The organism is Microbacterium sp. PAMC21962, assembly GCF_019443465.1.
Classification (GTDB): Bacteria; Actinomycetota; Actinomycetes; order Actinomycetales; family Microbacteriaceae; genus Microbacterium; species Microbacterium hominis.
Genome location: NZ_CP080381.1, coordinates 3385989 through 3402870 on the forward strand (window position 1 = coordinate 3385989; position 16882 = coordinate 3402870).

Annotated in this window: 15 protein-coding genes and 1 riboswitch; of the genes, 9 read left to right on the top strand and 6 right to left on the bottom strand. The window is 73.4% G+C overall.

Going from position 1 to position 16882, the window contains the following annotated elements; genetic code table 11:
* Positions 1 to 53: 53 nt before the first annotated feature.
* Positions 54 to 2045 (bottom strand): TPM domain-containing protein, encoded by a 1992-nt coding sequence (locus tag KY498_RS15855; RefSeq protein ID WP_191008905.1) that lies wholly within the window; start codon positions 2043 to 2045, stop codon positions 54 to 56.
* Positions 2046 to 2218: 173 nt separating this feature from the next.
* Here KY498_RS15855 and KY498_RS15860 point away from each other — a divergent pair, with 173 nt between their 5' ends.
* The 4 genes from KY498_RS15860 to KY498_RS15875 all read left to right on the top strand — a co-directional run bounded on the left by KY498_RS15860 (position 2219) and on the right by KY498_RS15875 (position 5128).
* Positions 2219 to 3067, top strand: coding sequence for a DUF3097 family protein (locus tag KY498_RS15860; protein WP_191008904.1), 849 nt, complete (start codon positions 2219 to 2221; stop codon positions 3065 to 3067).
* A gap of 30 nt (positions 3068 to 3097) precedes the next feature.
* Positions 3098 to 3850, top strand: a complete 753-nt coding sequence (gene trmB / locus KY498_RS15865; RefSeq protein WP_191008903.1) for a tRNA (guanosine(46)-N7)-methyltransferase TrmB — start codon at positions 3098 to 3100, stop codon at positions 3848 to 3850.
* Entirely contained in the window at positions 3847 to 4707 is an 861-nt protein-coding gene (locus KY498_RS15870; RefSeq protein WP_191008902.1) for a CPBP family intramembrane glutamic endopeptidase, read from the top strand. Before trmB ends, KY498_RS15870 begins: the two co-directional genes overlap by 4 nt.
* A gap of 23 nt (positions 4708 to 4730) precedes the next feature.
* Positions 4731 to 4797: riboswitch (guanidine-III (ykkC-III) riboswitch) on the top strand.
* A 10-nt stretch (positions 4798 to 4807) separates the two neighbouring features.
* On the top strand, positions 4808 to 5128 hold the full coding sequence (locus KY498_RS15875; protein ID WP_101306654.1) for a multidrug efflux SMR transporter: 321 nt from the start codon (positions 4808 to 4810) through the stop codon (positions 5126 to 5128).
* Between the two features lie 11 nt (positions 5129 to 5139).
* On the opposite strand, the gene KY498_RS15880 is transcribed toward KY498_RS15875, so the two are convergent.
* On the bottom strand, positions 5140 to 7251 hold the full coding sequence (locus KY498_RS15880) for a bifunctional lysylphosphatidylglycerol flippase/synthetase MprF (protein ID WP_191008901.1): 2112 nt from the start codon (positions 7249 to 7251) through the stop codon (positions 5140 to 5142).
* A 75-nt stretch (positions 7252 to 7326) separates the two neighbouring features.
* A complete protein-coding gene (locus KY498_RS15885) occupies positions 7327 to 7572 on the bottom strand; it encodes a hypothetical protein (RefSeq protein ID WP_191009713.1) in 246 nt (81 codons plus the stop codon).
* 235 nt (positions 7573 to 7807) lie between these two features.
* Between KY498_RS15885 and KY498_RS15890 the strand changes: the two genes are divergently transcribed.
* Complete coding sequence (locus KY498_RS15890) at positions 7808 to 8209, top strand: arsenate reductase ArsC (protein ID WP_191008900.1); 402 nt, start codon at positions 7808 to 7810, stop codon at positions 8207 to 8209.
* A 93-nt stretch (positions 8210 to 8302) separates the two neighbouring features.
* Positions 8303 to 9157: a sulfurtransferase gene (locus tag KY498_RS15895; RefSeq protein ID WP_101306651.1), complete on the top strand. Its 855-nt coding sequence runs from the start codon at positions 8303 to 8305 to the stop codon at positions 9155 to 9157.
* Positions 9158 to 9166: 9 nt separating this feature from the next.
* Here the strand turns inward: KY498_RS15895 and KY498_RS15900 are convergent, their stop codons facing one another.
* The 3 genes from KY498_RS15900 to KY498_RS15910 all read right to left on the bottom strand — a co-directional run bounded on the left by KY498_RS15900 (position 9167) and on the right by KY498_RS15910 (position 12248).
* The gene (locus KY498_RS15900) at positions 9167 to 10189 is read right to left on the bottom strand and encodes an LLM class flavin-dependent oxidoreductase (RefSeq protein ID WP_060960870.1); all 1023 of its coding nucleotides are present in this window, start codon (positions 10187 to 10189) and stop codon (positions 9167 to 9169) included.
* Positions 10190 to 10260: 71 nt separating this feature from the next.
* Positions 10261 to 10968 carry a GNAT family N-acetyltransferase gene (locus KY498_RS15905; protein ID WP_191008899.1) on the bottom strand — a complete coding sequence of 236 codons (708 nt, stop codon included), beginning with the start codon at positions 10966 to 10968 and terminating at the stop codon, positions 10261 to 10263.
* A gap of 77 nt (positions 10969 to 11045) precedes the next feature.
* Positions 11046 to 12248, bottom strand: a complete 1203-nt coding sequence (locus KY498_RS15910) for a PLP-dependent aspartate aminotransferase family protein (protein ID WP_101306650.1) — start codon at positions 12246 to 12248, stop codon at positions 11046 to 11048.
* A gap of 134 nt (positions 12249 to 12382) precedes the next feature.
* Between KY498_RS15910 and KY498_RS15915 the strand changes: the two genes are divergently transcribed.
* The 3 genes from KY498_RS15915 to KY498_RS15925 are packed head-to-tail and all read left to right on the top strand — an operon-like array spanning position 12383 to position 16868.
* Positions 12383 to 13588 (top strand): LLM class flavin-dependent oxidoreductase, encoded by a 1206-nt coding sequence (locus KY498_RS15915; RefSeq protein WP_061782539.1) that lies wholly within the window; start codon positions 12383 to 12385, stop codon positions 13586 to 13588.
* Positions 13585 to 14946, top strand: a complete 1362-nt coding sequence (locus KY498_RS15920; protein WP_060960867.1) for an NtaA/DmoA family FMN-dependent monooxygenase — start codon at positions 13585 to 13587, stop codon at positions 14944 to 14946. Before KY498_RS15915 ends, KY498_RS15920 begins: the two co-directional genes overlap by 4 nt.
* Complete coding sequence (locus tag KY498_RS15925) at positions 14943 to 16868, top strand: FAD/NAD(P)-binding domain-containing protein (protein ID WP_191008898.1); 1926 nt, start codon at positions 14943 to 14945, stop codon at positions 16866 to 16868. Before KY498_RS15920 ends, KY498_RS15925 begins: the two co-directional genes overlap by 4 nt.
* The last annotated feature ends 14 nt before the right edge of the window (positions 16869 to 16882 follow it).

Sequence of the window (16882 nt, forward strand, 5' to 3'; positions counted from 1 at the left end):
TGCGGGGACTGCGAGGTCAGTGGTGGTGGGCGGGAGAAGGGCGGGATGCCGGCTCAGAAACGGCCCCCTCCGCGGCGGGACCGGCTTCCGGCCCCGCCGAAGCCGCCGGGGGAGATGCTGCCGCCGCGGCTGCCGGACGAGCCTCCGAAACCGCCTCGGCGACCGCCGCCGCCGAGGAGCGAGTTGATGACGATCCCGCCGAGGATCGCGCCCATCATGTCGCCCGATCCGTTGCCGCGCGCCGCGGGGGCCGTGCCGCCGAACATCCCGCCCTGGAACACGCCCACGTCGTTCTGCGCGGCGCGCAGCGCCTGCGTCGCGAGGTCGTGGGCGCGCTGCGCGGCGGCGAGGGCCTGGGCGGGGTCGGACTGCTGCAGCTGGCGCGCCTGGACGAGGGAGGCACCGGCCTCGGCGAGCCGCGTGCGCGCCTCGGCGCCCACGGCCCCGCGGCGCGAGCCGATGAAGTCCTCGGCGGCGGAGATCTCGCCCTGCGCCTGGGCCAGGAGGCCGCCGAGCTGCTGGGCGGCGCGCGCGGCCTGCTGCTGTGCGTCGCGGACGCCCGCCAGCAGGGCGTCGATCTGCGCGTTCGCCCGATCGAGCTCGTCGCGCGCGAACAGGGGGCGCTTCGCCGTGCCCGTGATCAGGGCGCGGGCGGCATCCACCTCGGCGCGTGTCGCCGCGATGACCGGCGCGATCCGTCCGTCCGGATCGGGCAGGGCGCTCGCCGCGGCGATGTCGGTCTCGAGGTCGGCGATGAGGGCGGCGGCGTCCGTCTCGGCCTGCGCGAGGTCGGCGCCGAGGCGACCGACCGCGTCCTGCAGCACCTGCGCCTGCGAGACCGCGTCCTCGGCCGCCCGGATGCTCACGGCCGCGGCGCCGCCGTTGCCGGCGCCGATCTGCTGCTGAGCGGTGGTCAGCTGGGTGTCGGCGAACGCGAGCCGCTGCTGCGCCTGCTCGGGATTGTCCGCGATCGGGGCGAGCGCGAGCGGGTCGTAGGTCGTGCGGAGGGCGGCGAGGGCCGAGGCGGCGGCCTCGTGTGCGCCGCCCACCGTGGCGCGCAGCTGCTGGAGGCGGGCCAGCGCCTCGGGCGCGTTCTGCTCGAGCTTGCGCAGTTCGTCGAAGGCGGCGGCCTTCTCGTCGAGCTGGGCGTTCGCGGCGTCGCACAGCTCGACGATGCGCGCGTTCCACGCCCGCGCGTCGGAGTCGCTGTCGGGCGTCGCGTCGTCCAGCCTCTGCTTGAGCGAGAACGCCTCGTCCAGCTTCGACTTCGCGTCGGCGAGTGCGGCGGCGAACTCGCGGGCGGCGTCGTCGCCGAACTGCGCCCGGGCGAAGCCGAGCTCCTGCTCGCTCGTCTTGACCGCATCGTCGGTCTGCACGAGAGCCGACGACGCGCGGCGGGCGAGGTCTTCGAGGCTGACCGGCGGCGGCGCCCCCGGTGTCGCGCCCTGCGGACCGCGGCGCCGCGACCGGACGACGATCCACACGACCAGGACGGCGAGGGCCAGCAGGACCACGATGAGCAGGATCGGCACGATGCCGCCGGCACCTCCCGCCGAGGTGCCTCCCGAGCCCCCCGCGATCGCGTCGGCCAGCCCGTCGGCGGCGGCGGTCGCGGCGCCGACCCAGTCGCCGGAGCTGAGCGCGGGCTGTACCCGCTGCTGCTCGATCGTGGTGAGCTCGTCGCCGGTGACCGGCCCCGCGGAGTACCCCGACAGGTAGTACTGCCGGCCGTCGGTGGAGATCGCGAGCAGGTACTGGTGCGGGCCGAGACCGTTGTTCTGAGCCGTCTGGTTCGCCCACTCTTCGGGGGAGGACGGGTCGGTGAACTGCGGGACGTAGGCGACCCACAGGTCGACTCCCGAGCTGGCCGTCAGGGCGCGCAAGCGCGTGTCGACCTCCGACACCTGGGCCCCGGAGAGCACCCCGGACTGGTCGACGACGCGCGAGGAGCTCAGGGCGACGGGGCTCGTCGCCACCGCTGCCGCCGCACCGCCGAGGACGATCGCCGCTGCCGCCGTCAGAGCCAGCCACAGACGCGCACGCATGCGTGATCCTCCCTGCGCGAGGCGCGGGTCCCTCGCTCCCTCCCTTCGATCCTATGCCCCGCGCGGCATGGCACGATAGGCGGACCGACGGGATGCTGCGGGTCTGCGCGGACGCGGCCCGTCGTCCCGCCCGGCGGGAGTCGGCCCGGTAGGGTGTCGGCTTCGGAGGAACCATGATCGACGACGGATTCGGCCCCGACCGGTACGGAGCGGATGTGCTCGCCGCGGGATGGCGCGACGCCGGTCGCGCCGTCGTCCCGCGCGTCGAAGCCACCGCCGACCTGGTGGTGGAGGTGGCCGGCGACGGGTTCTGCGGAGCCGTCACCGGCATCCAGTCCGGCCACGTCGAGCTGGAGGATCGGCGCGGACGGCGCCGACTGTTCCCGCTCGGCGGAGGCTTCCTGATCGACGGTGCCGCCGTCGTGCTCGAGCCCCCGCGGCGCACGGCGACCGGGCCGCGGCGCACGGCGTCGGGCTCCTTCGCCGCCGACACCGCGCGGGCGCGGGTCGCGCGCGCCTCCCGCATCCTCGTCGAGGGCCGCCACGACGCCGAGCTGGTCGAGAAGGTGTGGGGCGACGACCTGCGCGTGGAGGGCGTGGTCGTCGAGTACCTCCAGGGCGTCGACCTCCTCGAATCCGTGCTGCGCGACGAGCCGCCCGGGCCGGGACGGCGCTACGGCGTGCTCGTCGACCACCTCGTGCCGGGCTCGAAGGAGTCGCGCATCGCCGACGCGGTCGCGCGCGGGCCCCACGGCGCGCACGTGCGCATCGTCGGGCACCCCCACATCGACGTGTGGCAGTGCGTCCTGCCGCGTGCGCTCGGTATCGCGTCCTGGCCGGAGGTGCCGCGCGGCATCGAGTGGAAGGTCGGCGTGAGCCGGGCGCTCGGCTGGCCCGCGCACGACCAGGCCGACATCGCGCGGACGTGGCAGCGGATCCTCGGCTCCGTGCACAGCTACCGCGACCTCGACCCGGCCCTGCTCGGGCGCGTCGAGGAGCTCATCGACTTCGTCACCACCTGACGGCGCGGCGTCCGCCGGTACCCTGGTCGGATGCCGCACGAGACCGAACCCGCCCCACGCTACCGCGACAAGCCCGTCTCGTTCGTGCGGCGCAGCGGCCGGATGAGCGACGCGCAGGAGCGGGCGTGGGCGGAGCTGTCGCCGCGGTACGTGATCGAGGTGCAGCGGGATGCCGCGGCCACCAGCATCCTGCCGGGGACGACCATCGCGCCTGCCGAGGTCTACGGGCGCACCGCGCCGCTGATCGTCGAGATCGGCTCCGGCCAGGGCCACGCGATCGTGCACGCCGCGGCGCAGACGCCGGACACCGACTTCCTGGCGGTCGAGGTGTTCCGCGCGGGCCTGGCCCGGACGATGCTCGACGCCGACCGCGACGGTGTGCGCAATCTGCGGTTGGTCGAGGCGAACGCGCCCGAGGTCCTTGAGCACCTCCTGCCCGAGGCGAGCGTCGACGAGCTCTGGATCTTCTTCCCCGACCCGTGGCACAAGGCGAAGCACAACAAGCGCAGGCTCGTCGCCCCCGCCTTCCCGCCGCTCGCGGCGCGGGCGCTGCGCGACGGCGGGATGCTGCGGCTGGCGACCGACTGGGAGGACTACGCCCTGCAGATGCGCGCCGTGCTGGGCTCCGCGTCGGAGTTCGCCGCGGCGTTCGAGGGGGCGTGGGCACCGCGCTTCGACGGACGGGTCATGACCGCCTTCGAGCGCAAGGGGCTCGCCAAGGGGCGCGAGATCCGCGACCTCGCCTACCGTCGCGCGGCGCGCGGCCCCTCCGGCGCGGCATGATCTCGACGGCGGCCTCGGACGCGTCCTCCCGCCGGTGGGGTACGGCCGTCGGCCCCGCCCTGATCGTCTGCCTGGCCGCGCCCGCGTTCTTCGTGCTGCTGCAGCCCCTGATCGGCGTGGGGCTCCTCGCCCTCGGGGTGGGCGCCGCGATCGCGCGGGAACGGGGCCGGGTCGCCGCATCCGGACCCTCGCTCGCCCGCGACCTCTCGCTCATCGCGCTGGGCATGCTCGTCGTGAGCGCGATCTCGCTCGAGGCGAAGCTCGACGACCTCTCCATGGTCCGCTTCACCCTCGCGCTCGGCGGCGCCGTCGCGGTGCCGTACGCCGTCTCACGGTGGGTGTACCGCGACCGGGCCATCCGGTTCCCCTGGCGCGGCGGCGGGCGTTGGAAGAGCTGGCAGTGGGCCTGGCTCGTCGCCGTGCTGGTGCTCGGATGGGCCCTCCTGCCGTTCTACTTCATCAGCTCCGGCGTGTACCGCAACTGGCCCGTGGTCGACTCGCCGGAGCTCATCGCCCGGCTGTTCGTCGGGGTCGGCGCGGTCGGCATCTGGGACGAGTTGTTCTTCATCTGCACCGTGTTCGTGCTGTTGCGCCGCCACCTGCCCGACGTCGCCGCGAACCTCCTGCAGGCCGTCGTCTTCGTCTCCTTCCTCTGGGAGCTCGGCTACCGGGCATGGGGCCCCGTGCTCACGATCCCGTTCGCTCTGCTGCAGGCGGTGATCTTCCTCAAGACGCGCTCACTCGGCTACGTCGTGACGGTGCACCTGCTGTTCGACGCCGTCGTCTTCGCCGTCCTGGTGCACGCCCACAACCCCGGACTGCTCGACGGGATCTTCCTGCTCGTGCCCGGCTCCTGATCAGCCGGCGACGCTATCCTCGTACCCGGACCCCGACAGGGTCTCCGGACGAGGGATCCCAGTACCCGGTGAGCGACAAGACTGGCCGAAAGGTCTCGTCATGTCCTGGCTCGTCCTCATCGTCTCCGGCATCCTCGAAGCCGTCTGGGCCACCGCCCTCGGCAAATCGGAGGGCTTCAGCCGGCCCGCTCCCACGATCGTCTTCGCCGTGGCGCTCGTCGCCAGCATGGGCGGACTCGCGTGGGCGATGCGCGACATCTCCACCGGCACCGCCTACGCCGTGTGGGTCGGCATCGGCGCCGCGCTCACCGTCGCGTACGCGATGATCACCGGCGACGAGCAGTTCTCGCTCGTACGGATGCTGCTCATCGTGGGACTGGTCGGATGCGTCGTCGGCCTGAAACTCGTCGGCCACGACTGACCGCCGCGCGCTCAGCGCTCCCCGCGCAGCAGCTCCAGACCGGCGCTGGCGAACTGGCGCGTCGTCGCGGACGGCAGAAAGGCCCGGGTCAGTCCGGCGCCGATCCGCGGCAGGTCGGCCTCGTCGCGGAACAGCAGGTACATCGTCTCGTACCGCGGGTGGAACTTCTGCTTGAAGCGGTGGAGCGACTGGAAGCCGTAGACGGGCTCCAGCGCGTCCGACAGGCGCGTGCTCAGCGCCGACAGCCCCTGCGCCTCGGGCGGGTACTCGTGCGCGAGGGGGGCGCCGGACAGGGACATGATCTCGGCGCCCTCGTCGCGGAACGCCGCGGCGGAGCTGCCGATCAGGTACTCCATGACGGGGCCGAACCCGTGCTCGCGGCGACGCATCAGATCGAGCGTCCATCCCCGGATGCCGCTCTCGCCGTACACCGGCATCCACGACAGGAACCCGTGCACGTCCCCGCGCGGGTCCAGTGCGAGGGCGATGCGCACCTCGGGGTCGTCGGCCTCGGCGAGCGTGCCGAGCGTGAAGCGCATCTCCGGGAGCTGCTTCTCGCCGACCCACTGGTTCGAGATCGCCTGCAGCTGCGTGCGCACACCCCACGACTCGTCGCGGAGGCGCGTGAGGCGGAAGGTCATATCCTCGCGACCGGCCCGGTTGAGCGTCGTGCGGACGGAGTTCCACCGCTTTCCGGTGTAGGCCAGGCCCGGGAGATCGACGATGGTGTCGTCGGCGACGACGAGCGAGCGCCACGTCGGGGGCACGGCCTCGAGCGTCGATGCGCCGGCGCTGAAGAAGCACGGTGCCAGGCCCGCCTGCTCGGCCGCCGCGATGAACTCCGCGACCGAGGAGGCGCGTCCCTCCTCCGGTCCGAGCGGATCGGCCAGCGCGATGGCCGCGCCCGCCCGGATCTGATAGGTCACGATGCCGGTGCTGGTGCCGAGGTAGCTGTTGCCCTCCCAGGTCGTCATCCACGAGAGCGTCCCGCCGCCGTGGGTGCGGATGAGGTCGGCGGCATCGCGGGCGGTCGGCTCCGCCCCTCGTGCCCCGAGCGCCGTGCGCGGAGCGCCGGCGAACGCGCCGCGCACGAGCACGAGGTAGACCAGCAGCACGAGGGCGATGAGTCCGCTCCCGATCTCGATGGCCGTCTCGCCGTCGATGGGCACGCCCAGGTCGAAGTGGACGTCGAGGGTGACGACGGCGGCGAGGAGCGTCGCCGAGAGGATGTTGAGCGACAGCAGTACGAGTGCGCAGATCCACGCCCAGCGACGCGCGCGGTGCAGGCCCTGCGCGATCACGAGGACGACGACGACGTCGATGACCGTCGTGATCCACGAGCTGGAGAGCGGATCGGTGCTGCCGAACGGGCCGTAGGTCGGGATGATCGTCAGGATCACCTCGATGCCCACGAACGACACCATGCCGATGAACGCGATGAGCCGCTGCTCCCGCAGCGTCGCACGGCGGGGCCGCAGCGTGCGGTCGAAGAGGAGGACGGCCACGACCGCGAGGAGGTGTGAGAGGTCCGCCACGGTTCCGAGCACGAGCACGCCGACGATCACGACGGCGATGAGCACGAGCCAGCCGCGCAGGCGCCAGGGCGACGCCAGGAGGCCCATGACCGCGGCGATGCAGGCGAACGTGCCGCCGCTGGCGCCGACGTCGAGCGTGGTCGCGGTCTCCTGCACCCACTCCCACCCGGAGAAGACGCTGAGCGCGGCCAGGAGCAGCGCCGTGGCGAGGACGGCGACGATCTGACCGATCCAGAAGTAGGCGAGGGCGACGCGCGTGCCGCGGGCGTATTCGAGGACGCCCATCCCGATGAAGCCGAGGATGGTCGGGACGAAGAGCCACGGCTCGGCGACGAAGAAGGTGCCCGTCAGCGGCGTCCACCAGCGACCGGCCTGCAGGGCGGGCAGTCCGTAGGCCCACACGTCCATGCCGGCGCTCTCGTCGAAGGGCTCCCAGAGGCCCTGCGACAGCACGCCCACGACGATGATCGCCACGACCGTGAGCAGGGTGGCGGGCAGATGACGCATGAGCCGGACGACGGCGTGCGTGCGCGCGGATGCCGCGGCGGCCGCCGGAGCGGGGGAGGCGGCGGGGGCTGTCTCCGTCATGCCTTCACCGTACCGGGAGCTGCCCCACGCCGCCGTGAACCCACGTCGACGCATCGCGCACCGGGGCGGTCGCCCTCAAAAGCGTGCCAGCAGCGCCGGACCGAAGACCACGAGCGCCGCCACGGGCACCACGAGCACGCCCATCGCGGCCACGCCGATCGCGATCATGCTGCCGAGGATCGACAGCACGGCGGCGCCGACGGACGTCGCCGCCCCGCGGTCGGACAGCGCGATCCGCGTGGTCCGCGGCACGCGCGGGGTCCGCGACGACGACGTCGCGGGAGGGGAGGCCGGAGCGAGGACGAGGGTCGAGGTGGTCATGGTCTCGACGCTACGGACGGCGCGGGAGCCGCACATCGGACGGCGGATGCACCGGCATCCGCCGGGAGGATGATCTTCGCCGGCCGATCGGGGCACGGCGCCCGCACGAGCCGGCGACGTCCGTGTTGACATCCGTCGACGCATCGGGGATCCTCTGGTGCGGACCATTCGGCGGCGGGCGGCGAGCACCGTCGCACCGCCCGCGTCCCACACCGTCGCCCGACACGGAGGAACCATGTCCGCCACCGCTCCCGCCGTGCTCTTCGTCTGCGTGCACAACGCCGGTCGTTCACAGATGGCCGCCGGCTACCTCCGCGCCCTCGCCGGGGATCGCATCGACGTCTTCTCCGCCGGGAGCGAACCCGGCGACGCCGTCAACCCGGCAGCCGTCGCCGTCATGGCCGAGGAGGGGATCGACCTGTCGACCGCGACGCCGCAGATCCTCACGACGGATGCCGTGCGGCAGGCCGACGTCGTCATCACGATGGGTTGCGGCGACGCGTGCCCCATCTTCCCGGGCAAGCGCTACGAGGACTGGGAGCTCACCGACCCGGCCGGTCAGCCGGTCGAGGTGGTGCGCGGCATCCGCGACGACATCAGGGCGCGCGTCGAGGGGCTCATCGCCAGCCTGATGTGACACGCGGGCGTCAATGCGACGCCGTCTTTCGTCCTGTTGCGATTGGTTTCGACCTCGTTTCCGCTCGACGGCTCGCGGGGAGAGCCTGGGGAGATGCCGCATCTCATCGACGTCGACGGACTGAGCGCGGCGCTCGCCGACGCGAGACCCGTGAGGCTGCTCGACGTGCGCTGGCGACTGGACGTGCCGGAGGGCCGGCCCGCCTACCTCGCGGCTCACCTGCCGGATGCCGTGTACGTCGACCTCGAGCGGGATCTCGCCCGACGCGGCCACCCGGAGGAGGGACGCCTGCCGCTTCCGCACGCGGAGGACATTGAGCGCGCGGCCCGCCGGTGGGGGATCGACGACGGCGACCTCGTCGTCGCGTACGACGACAACGACTCCGTGGCGGCGGCGCGCGCGTGGTGGCTGCTGCGCAACCGGGGCATCGACATCCGCGTTCTCGACGGAGGGATCCGCGCCTGGGTCGCCCGGGGCCTGCCGGTCAGCGCGGGCGACCACGTGGCCGAGCCCGGCGGCGTCACCCTGACGGGGCGCGGCCCCCGCGTCGTCGGCATCGACGATGCGGCGCGCGCGCCCGTGGACGGCGTCCTGATCGATGTGCGGGCGCCGGCGCACTATCGCGGCACCGCGGCGGGGGCCGATCCGGCGGCGGGCCACATCCCCGGCGCCGTCAACCTGCCCACCACGACGTTCATCCGCGACGGCGGAGCGCTGCACGACGCCGCCGAGGTGCGGTCGATCCTGTGGGCGCACGGCATCGATCCGGACGGCGAGGTCGTGCTGTACTGCGGGACGGGCGTCGCCTCGGCCCACTCCGCGCTCGCGCTGGCGACGGCGGGCATCGACGCCGCCGTCTACGCCGGCTCGTGGAGCCAGTGGGCGCGTGATCGGCGCCGGCCCGTCGCCGTCGGACCGACGCCCGGAGACGCCTTCCGCGGCTGGTGATCGCGGCGATCACACCGTGGCGTCCGCCGCCGGCTCCCAGCCCAACAGCGGGGCGAGCACGCCGGCGATGTCCTCGAGGATCTGGACGTAGTCCGCCTCGCGGAAGCTGAACGGCAGTGCGAAGGCCACCTCGTCGACCTCGGCGAAGGCCCGGCTCTGCGTCAGCGTCTGGGCGATCTCCTCCGAGGTGCCGACGATGTCGGCCGCGAACAGCATCCGCTTGGGGCCGTGCGGCACGCCCACGCGGTGCGCGCGCGACGCCGCGTACGCGCGGTACCGCTCACGCTGATCCGCCGTCGCGGTGTCGGTGGGGATGACGACCAGACCCTGCGAGACGCGGGCGCGCTCGCCGTCGGGATGATGCTCGCGGAAGAGGCGGATCTGGGCGTGCTGCTCGCGGTCGAAGTCGGTGGTCTCCCGCGACTGGATCACGCTGCTGGTGAGCAGATGGAACCCGTTCTCGGCCGCCCACCGCGTGGACTCGGGACTGCCCGCGCCGTACCAGAGGCGCTGCGCGAGCGTCGCGGAGTGCGGTTCGATGCGCTCCGAGTACTCCTCGATGCCTTCCACGCCGGCGAAGGCGCTCACCGCGTCGCCGGCGAGGTACCGCCGCAGGCGCGCCAGCCTCTCGTAGCCGAACCGCTCGTGGGCGGCGGTGTCGGGGTAGAGCGCCTCGGCGATCTCATCGAAGCGGCGCGGCGGACCGACCGAGAATCCGGGCTCCAGCCGGCCGCCGGAGAGGACGTCGACGGTCGCCAGGTCCTCGGCCAGACGGAAGGGGTTCTCGAACCCGAGCGGGATGACGGCGGTGCCGAGGCGGATGCGGCGGGTGCGCTGCGACGCGGCCGCCAGGACGGCGACCGGCGACGAGATGCCGTACTGGAGGTGGCGATCGCGCAGCCAGGCGCTGTCGAAGCCGAGCCGTTCGGCCCGCTCGATGATCGCGAGGGTCGCCTCATGCCCGGGTCGAGGGTCGGCGCGGTCGAAGAGGCCGATGGTGAGGAAGCCGAGCGCACGTAGGGGACGGGTCACGCCTCCACGCTAGGCGCGCCGCCGCGTCGGATCGCCCGGCTGGTGTCACGCGGCGTCACGCGGCGCGGCGGTCAGAGGGGTGCGCGCACGGAGCTGAACCGCGTGCGTCGCCGCAACGCGAAGCCGAGCCTCTCGTACGCGGCGATGGCACCCGTGTTCGACGCCGCGGCGTGCAGGAGAGCGCGGTCGCCGCGCTGCTGGATGTGGAACGCGACGTCGAGCACGAGACGGGACGCCAACCCCTGTCGGCGATGGTCGTCGTCGACGGCGACGGCGCTGATCTCCGTCCACCCCTGCGGGTGCAGGCGCTCGCCGGCCATCGCGACCAGGCGGTCGCCGCGGCGGATGCCGATGTAGCGACCGAGCTCGTGGGTGCGGGGGCGGAACGGACCGGGCTGATTGCGCTCCACGAGCGCGAGCATCTCGGGCACGTCGTCGGTGCCCAGGAGCACCGCCTCGTCGTCGGGGCGCGGCGACAGCGCCGCCGTCTCGACCAGCTGCACCCCGTCGCCGCCGCCGAGCAGCGCCCATCCGGGCGGGAGCTCGCCGTCGAAGCCGGACAGCCCGAACGCCTCACCCGGCGAGAGGATGCCGCGCAACGCGTCCCAGACGCCCGGCTCGTCCCACGATCGCACCGCCACGAACGGCGCGACGTCCTCCGGATACCGGCGGGCGAGGTCGTCGCCGATCGCGAACGTCGCATGGGGGCCGGCGAGGGAGGACCAGGCGGCGTTGTCCAGCGCGATCTCGCTGGCGGCCGTGGCGGGCGATGCGGTCATCCGTCCACTGTCGGCGTCCGCGACGCGACACGCAAACGCGTCCGACACGTCGGGCAACACGCGCGCGTCGGAGGGCCTCATGCGAACGTGTCGTCGAGCGCGGCGAGGAGGTCGGCCTCCAGGTCGCGGGCGTCCTCGAGCCCCACCGAGAAACGCAGATGACCGTAGCGGCGGAACGGTTCCGGGTACGCGAGGGTCCGTGGGCCGCCCGTGCCGATGTGGACGATGAGGGATTCGTCGTGCCCGAGGGAGACGGCCGAGGTGATGACGCGAAGGTGCGAGACGAACCGGTTCTGCACCTCGGGACCCCCGTCGACGGCGAACGCCATGACGGCGCCGAACCCGCGCCCGCCGAACTGACGTCGCGCGATCTCGTGCTGCGGGTGGCTCTCCAGCCCCGGATAGGCGACGAAGGCGATGCGCGGATCGGCGTCCAGCACGCGGGCGAGCCGCTGCGCCGTCTCCAGGTGACGGGGCAGACGCAGTGGCAGCGTCACCGACCCGCGCTGGATGAGCCACGCGTTGAAGGGCGAGATGACGCCGCCGACGTCGACCATCGCGTCGGCCTTGATCCGCTGGATGAGCTCCCGACGGCCGATGACCGCACCGCCCATCGCATCGCCGTGGCCGTTGATGAACTTCGTCAGCGAGTGGACGACCAGATCGGCCCCGTCGGCGAGCGGCCGGTAGAGGGGCGGCGGCGTGAAGGTGGAGTCGACCGACAGCAACGCGCCCGCGGCGTGCGCGATGCGCGCGACGGCGGCGATGTCGGTCACCTTCGTCGTGGGGTTGCCGATCGTCTCGACGTGGATCAGCCGCGTCTCGGGGCGGATGGCGTTCTCGACGGCGGCGGGATCGGCGGCATCCACGAACGTCGCGTCGATGCCGTACTTCTCCGGGAGCAGCTGCGCGAACAGCCGCCAGCTGGCCTCGTAGGTGACGTCGGCGACGACGACATGGTCGCCGGTGCGCAGGAAGGTGAAGAAGACCGCGTGCAGCGCCGCGACGCCGGATGCCAGGGCCACGGCATCCTCGCCCTCTTCCAGTGCCGCGAGCTTCTCCTGGAGCGCGAGCTGGTTGACGCCCGAGTTCCGGGTGTACAGCGGCACGTCGGTGCCCGACCAGTCGAGGGCGGACGGGTCCTCGGGCAGCGCGTAGGAGTTGGCCATCACCACCGGCGTCCGGATCGCGCCGGAAGCCGGGTCGACCCGGTTGCCGGCGTGCACCGCCCGCGTGTCGAGATGGGTCGTGGGGGCGTCGTGCCGATCGGGACGGGTCATGCCCCGAGCCTAGGCCGGTGACCGCACCCGTCTCACGACGAACCCACGGGGAAGATGACGCCGCGTGTCGAGGTGCGTCGTCCTGTGTCGTCGCCGGTTGAGAGATCGTGCGGGGCCGACGCACAGTGGCCGACATGACAGCCCCGGTTCATCTCGCCCTCGCCCTCGACCGGGCCGGGTGGCACCCCGCCGCCTGGCGCGACGCCTCCGCCGCCCCACACGACCTGCAGAGCCCGCACTACTGGCGGCGCCTCGTGGCGAGCGCCGACCGCGCGGGTCTCGTGCTCGCCACGATCGAGGACGCCCTCAGCTTCACCGACCGCTTCGAGGACGCGCAGCACCCGGCATCGGATCGGGTCCGCGGCCGCCTCGACGCCGTCCTCGTCGCGTCGTACGTCGCTCCGCTCACGCAGCGGATCGGGCTCGTACCGACGGTCACGACCGCGCACCCCGAGCCGTTCCACGTCGCCACCGGCATCCAGACGCTGGATTTCGCGAGCCGTGGCCGCGCGGGCGTCCGCCTCGTCGCGGGCGCGTCGCCCGCCGAGCGCGCGAACTTCGGACGTCGTCCGGACGGGCCGGGACGGCTCCCGGCATCCGGACGGGTCGAGGACGCGCCCGAGCTGGTGGCCGCCTTCCGCGAGGCGGGCGAGTTCGCCGAGGTGCTGACACGACTGTGGGACTCGTGGGACGACGACGCCATCGTCCGCGACACGTCCGCGGGCCTCTTCCTCGACCCCGATCGTGTGCACCCCGCGCGGTTCGAGGGCGAGTTCTTCTCCGTCGAGGGGGCCTCGATCGTGCCGCGCTCGCCGCAGGGGCGTCCGCTGATCACGGTGCTCGCGCACCAGACGGTGCCGTTCCGACTGGCCGCCGAGCAGGCCGACGTCGTCTTCGTCACACCGCACGACGAGGCGTCGGCCACGGGGATCCTGGCCGAGCTCGATCAGGCCGTCGCCGCGCACCGACGCGGGCGGGAGCGCCTCCGGGTGTTCGCCGATCTGGTCGTGCTGATCGAGGAGACCCCGGCCGCGGCGCGCGCCGCCGCCGCGCGTCTGGACGATCTCGCCGGCTCCGCGTTCGCCTCCGATGCGCGCATCGTCATCGGCACCCCGCTCGAGGTCGTGGACGAGATCCGCGCGCTGGCGGCGACCGGGGTCGACGGCGTGCGCCTGCGACCCGCTCGTCAGCCGCGCGACGTCGTCGCCGTCGCGGAGCGCGTGGTCCCGTTGCTCGACGCGTTCGGCGGCCTCGTCCGCGACGACCGCGTCAGCCTGCGCGGCCGTCTCGGTCTGGCACGACCGACCACCACCCCCACCCGAGAGAAGGCCTTCGCATGAGCCGTCGTCAGATCCATCTCGCCGCCCACTTCCCGGGCGTCAACAACACGACGGTGTGGAACGACCCGCATTCGGGCAGCCAGATCGACTTCTCCTCCTTCGAGTATTTCGGTCGCACGGCCGAGAAGGGGCTGTTCGACTACGTCTTCCTCGCGGAGGGGCTGCGCCTGCGCGAGCATCGCGGTCGCATCCACGGACGCGACGTCGTCGGCCGGCCCAACACCCTGTCGGTGCTCGCGGCGCTCGCCGCCGTCACGGATCACGTCGGGCTCGTCGGCACGCTCAACACCACGTTCAACGAGCCGTACGAGCTGGCGCGGGAGCTCGCCACCCTCGATTGGCTCTCCGCCGGACGCGCCGGGTGGAACGCCGTGACGAGCTCGGATGCGTTCCACGGCGCGAACTTCCGCCGCGGCGGCTTCCTCGACCACGCCGATCGCTACACGCGCGCCGCCGAGTTCGCGGAGCTCGCGAAGAAGCTCTGGGACTCGTGGGCGGAGGGCGACGTCGTCGCGGATGCCGCCGCGGGGGAGTACCTGCGTGCGGGCGCACCCGCACGAGTGCGCCACAGCGGCCCCCAGTTCGACGTCGACGCGGTCTTCGACGTGCCGCGCTCCCCGCAGGGGCGGCCGGTGATCGTGCAGGCGGGCGACTCTGCCGACGGCCGTGACTTCGGGGCCGCCCACGCCGAGGTGATCTTCTCGCTGCACACCGAGTTCGACGACGCGCGGGCCTTCTACGACGACGTCAAGGGCCGCCTGGCCGCCGGCGGCCGCGACGAGGAGTCGCTGAAGATCCTCCCCGCCGCCAGCTTCGTGATCGGCGACACCGCCGAGGAGGCCGAGGAGCGCTCGCGGGAGATCGCCCGGCAGCAGGTGCGTCCCGAGGTCGCCCTGACCTACGTCGAACAGGTGTGGGGGCGCGACCTCAGCGGCTACGACCCGGACGGTCCGCTCCCCGAGATCGATCCGGACACGGGCGCCGAGTCGGACCACGGGTGGGCGAACCGTCACGCCGCCGTTCGGCGGCGCATCGCCTCGCTGCGCGAGCTCAGCGAGAGCGAGAACCTCAGCATCCGCGAGGTCGTCATCCGCCTCACCGCGCGGCACACCTTCGTCGGGACGCCGGCGCACATCGCCGCCGAGATCGACCGCTACGTGCAGGGGCGCGCGACCGACGGCTTCACGATCGTCGGACACCTCACCCCGCACGGTCTCGACGAGTTCGCCGACCGGGTCGTGCCCCTGCTGCAGGAGCGCGGCTCGTACCGTCAGGCGTACGAGGACGGCGCGACCCTCCGCGACCTGTTGGGGCTTCCCGCCGTGCGTCCCCTCGACGCGAGCGTCGCCGTTCGATGACCTCGCGCCTGGTCATCGTCGGGGGCGGTCCCCGGGCGATCATGCTGCTGGAGCGGATCGTCGCGCGCGCCGACGCCGCCTGCGATCTGAGGATCGATCTCGTCGACCCCCATCCGCTCGGGGCGGGGCGCATCTGGCGGCGCGCGCAGTCGCCGCTGCTGAAGCTCAACTCGATGGCACAGGACGTCACGGTGTTCACCGACGAGACCTGTTCCATCGAGGGGCCGGTCGTCGCGGGGCCCTCGCTGATCGAGTGGGCGCAGTCCTGGCGGGAGGGTCTCCTCGCCGACGTCGAGATCGACGACGAGGTCGTGGCTGCCGAGGCCCGGGCCCTGACCGGCGACGCGTTCCCCACCCGGCGGCTGCAGAGCTTCTACCTGGAGTGGTTCGCGCGCCGGGTGGTCGCGGCGGCGCCCGAGGGCGTCGTCATCCGCACGCACGTCGACGAGGTGACCGAGGTGCGTGCCGTCGGCGCGGAGTGGGAGGTCGCCCTCGCCTCGGGCGGGACACTGCCCGCGGATGCCGTGGTCTACGCGATCGGCCACGTCGCCTCGGCCCCCGCCGCGGGCAGCCCGACCGCGGTCCTCGCGGACGCCGCGCGACGTGCGGGCCTGGACTACATCCCGCCGGCGTTCACCGCAGACCTCGACCTCGACGGGGTCCCCGCGGCCGCCGACGTCATCGTGCGGGGGCTCGGGCTCGCCGCGGTCGATCTCGTCGTCCTGCTGACGCAGGGGCGCGGGGGGCGGTTCGAGCGCGCGGCGGACGGTCTGCGCTACGTCCCCTCCGGCCGCGAGCCCCGACTGCATCTCGGCTCCCGACGGGGCGTCCCCTACCGGTCCAAGGTCTCGTCGCAGCTGCGGGGCGAGGCTCCCCGCCGCGAGGTGCTCACACCGACCGCGATCGCGGCCCTCGCGGCACCCGGCGACGACGGGCGCCTCCTCGACTTCGAGCGCGACGCCTGGCCGCTGATCGCCCGCGAGCTCCTCCACGGTCACTATCGCGAGCTGTTCACGGGGTACCCCGACCGGGTCGCGGGCACGTGGGAGCACGCGCGGGCGCTGCTGTCGACGCACGCCTGGGACGACCCCGCGCTGCACGCGGCGCTGGCCGCGCTCGTCACCGACCCGCTGGACCGGCTCGACATCGCCGCCCTCGATCGCCCTTTCGCGGGCGCGGTCTTCCGCGACGGCGACGACGCGCACGATGCGGTCGTCGCCCACATCCGCGGCGACCTCCACCTGCGCACCGCGCCCGAGCGCAGCCCCGCGCAGGGGCTCTTCTTCGCGATCCTGCTCTCCTTCCTGGCGCTCAGCGAGATCCCCGCGGAACGGTGGAACGCCCGCTCGCGGGCCGACCTGCTGCCCGTGCGCTGGCACACCTTCTTCAGCTACGTCGCGAGCGGCCCGCCCGCGCACCGTCTCGAGGAGCTGCTCGCGCTCGCCGACGCCGGCATCGTCCGCTTCCTCGGCCCCGACCTCGAGATCGCGATCGACGCGGGCGGCCCCTCCGGGGCGTCGTTCGCGGCATCCAGCCCGTCTCGGCCGGGTGCGACGCGGGCGCGGACCCTCGTCGACGCCTGGCTTCCGCCGAGCGACGCGGCCACCAGCGACAGCGCCGCTCTGCGCCAGCTGGCCACCGTGCACGGCACCGTCCTGCGGGTCGCCGACGGCGAGCGCACGCTCACCATCGGGCGCGTCGTCGTCGACGCGGACGGTCGGGTGCGTCGCGCCGACGGCGCGGTCCACGACGCCCTGTTCGCGATCGGCCCGTTCACCTCGCATCCCGAGGGCGGCGCGTTCACCCGCCCGCGCAGCGACGCGCTGTCGTTCCGGCAGACCGATCGTGTCGCCGGGGCGCTGCTCGCTCGCCTCGCCGGATCGCGCGGAGGCCCGCGGGAGGCGGCCGCTGTCCCCGCCTGAGTCCCACCCCACCC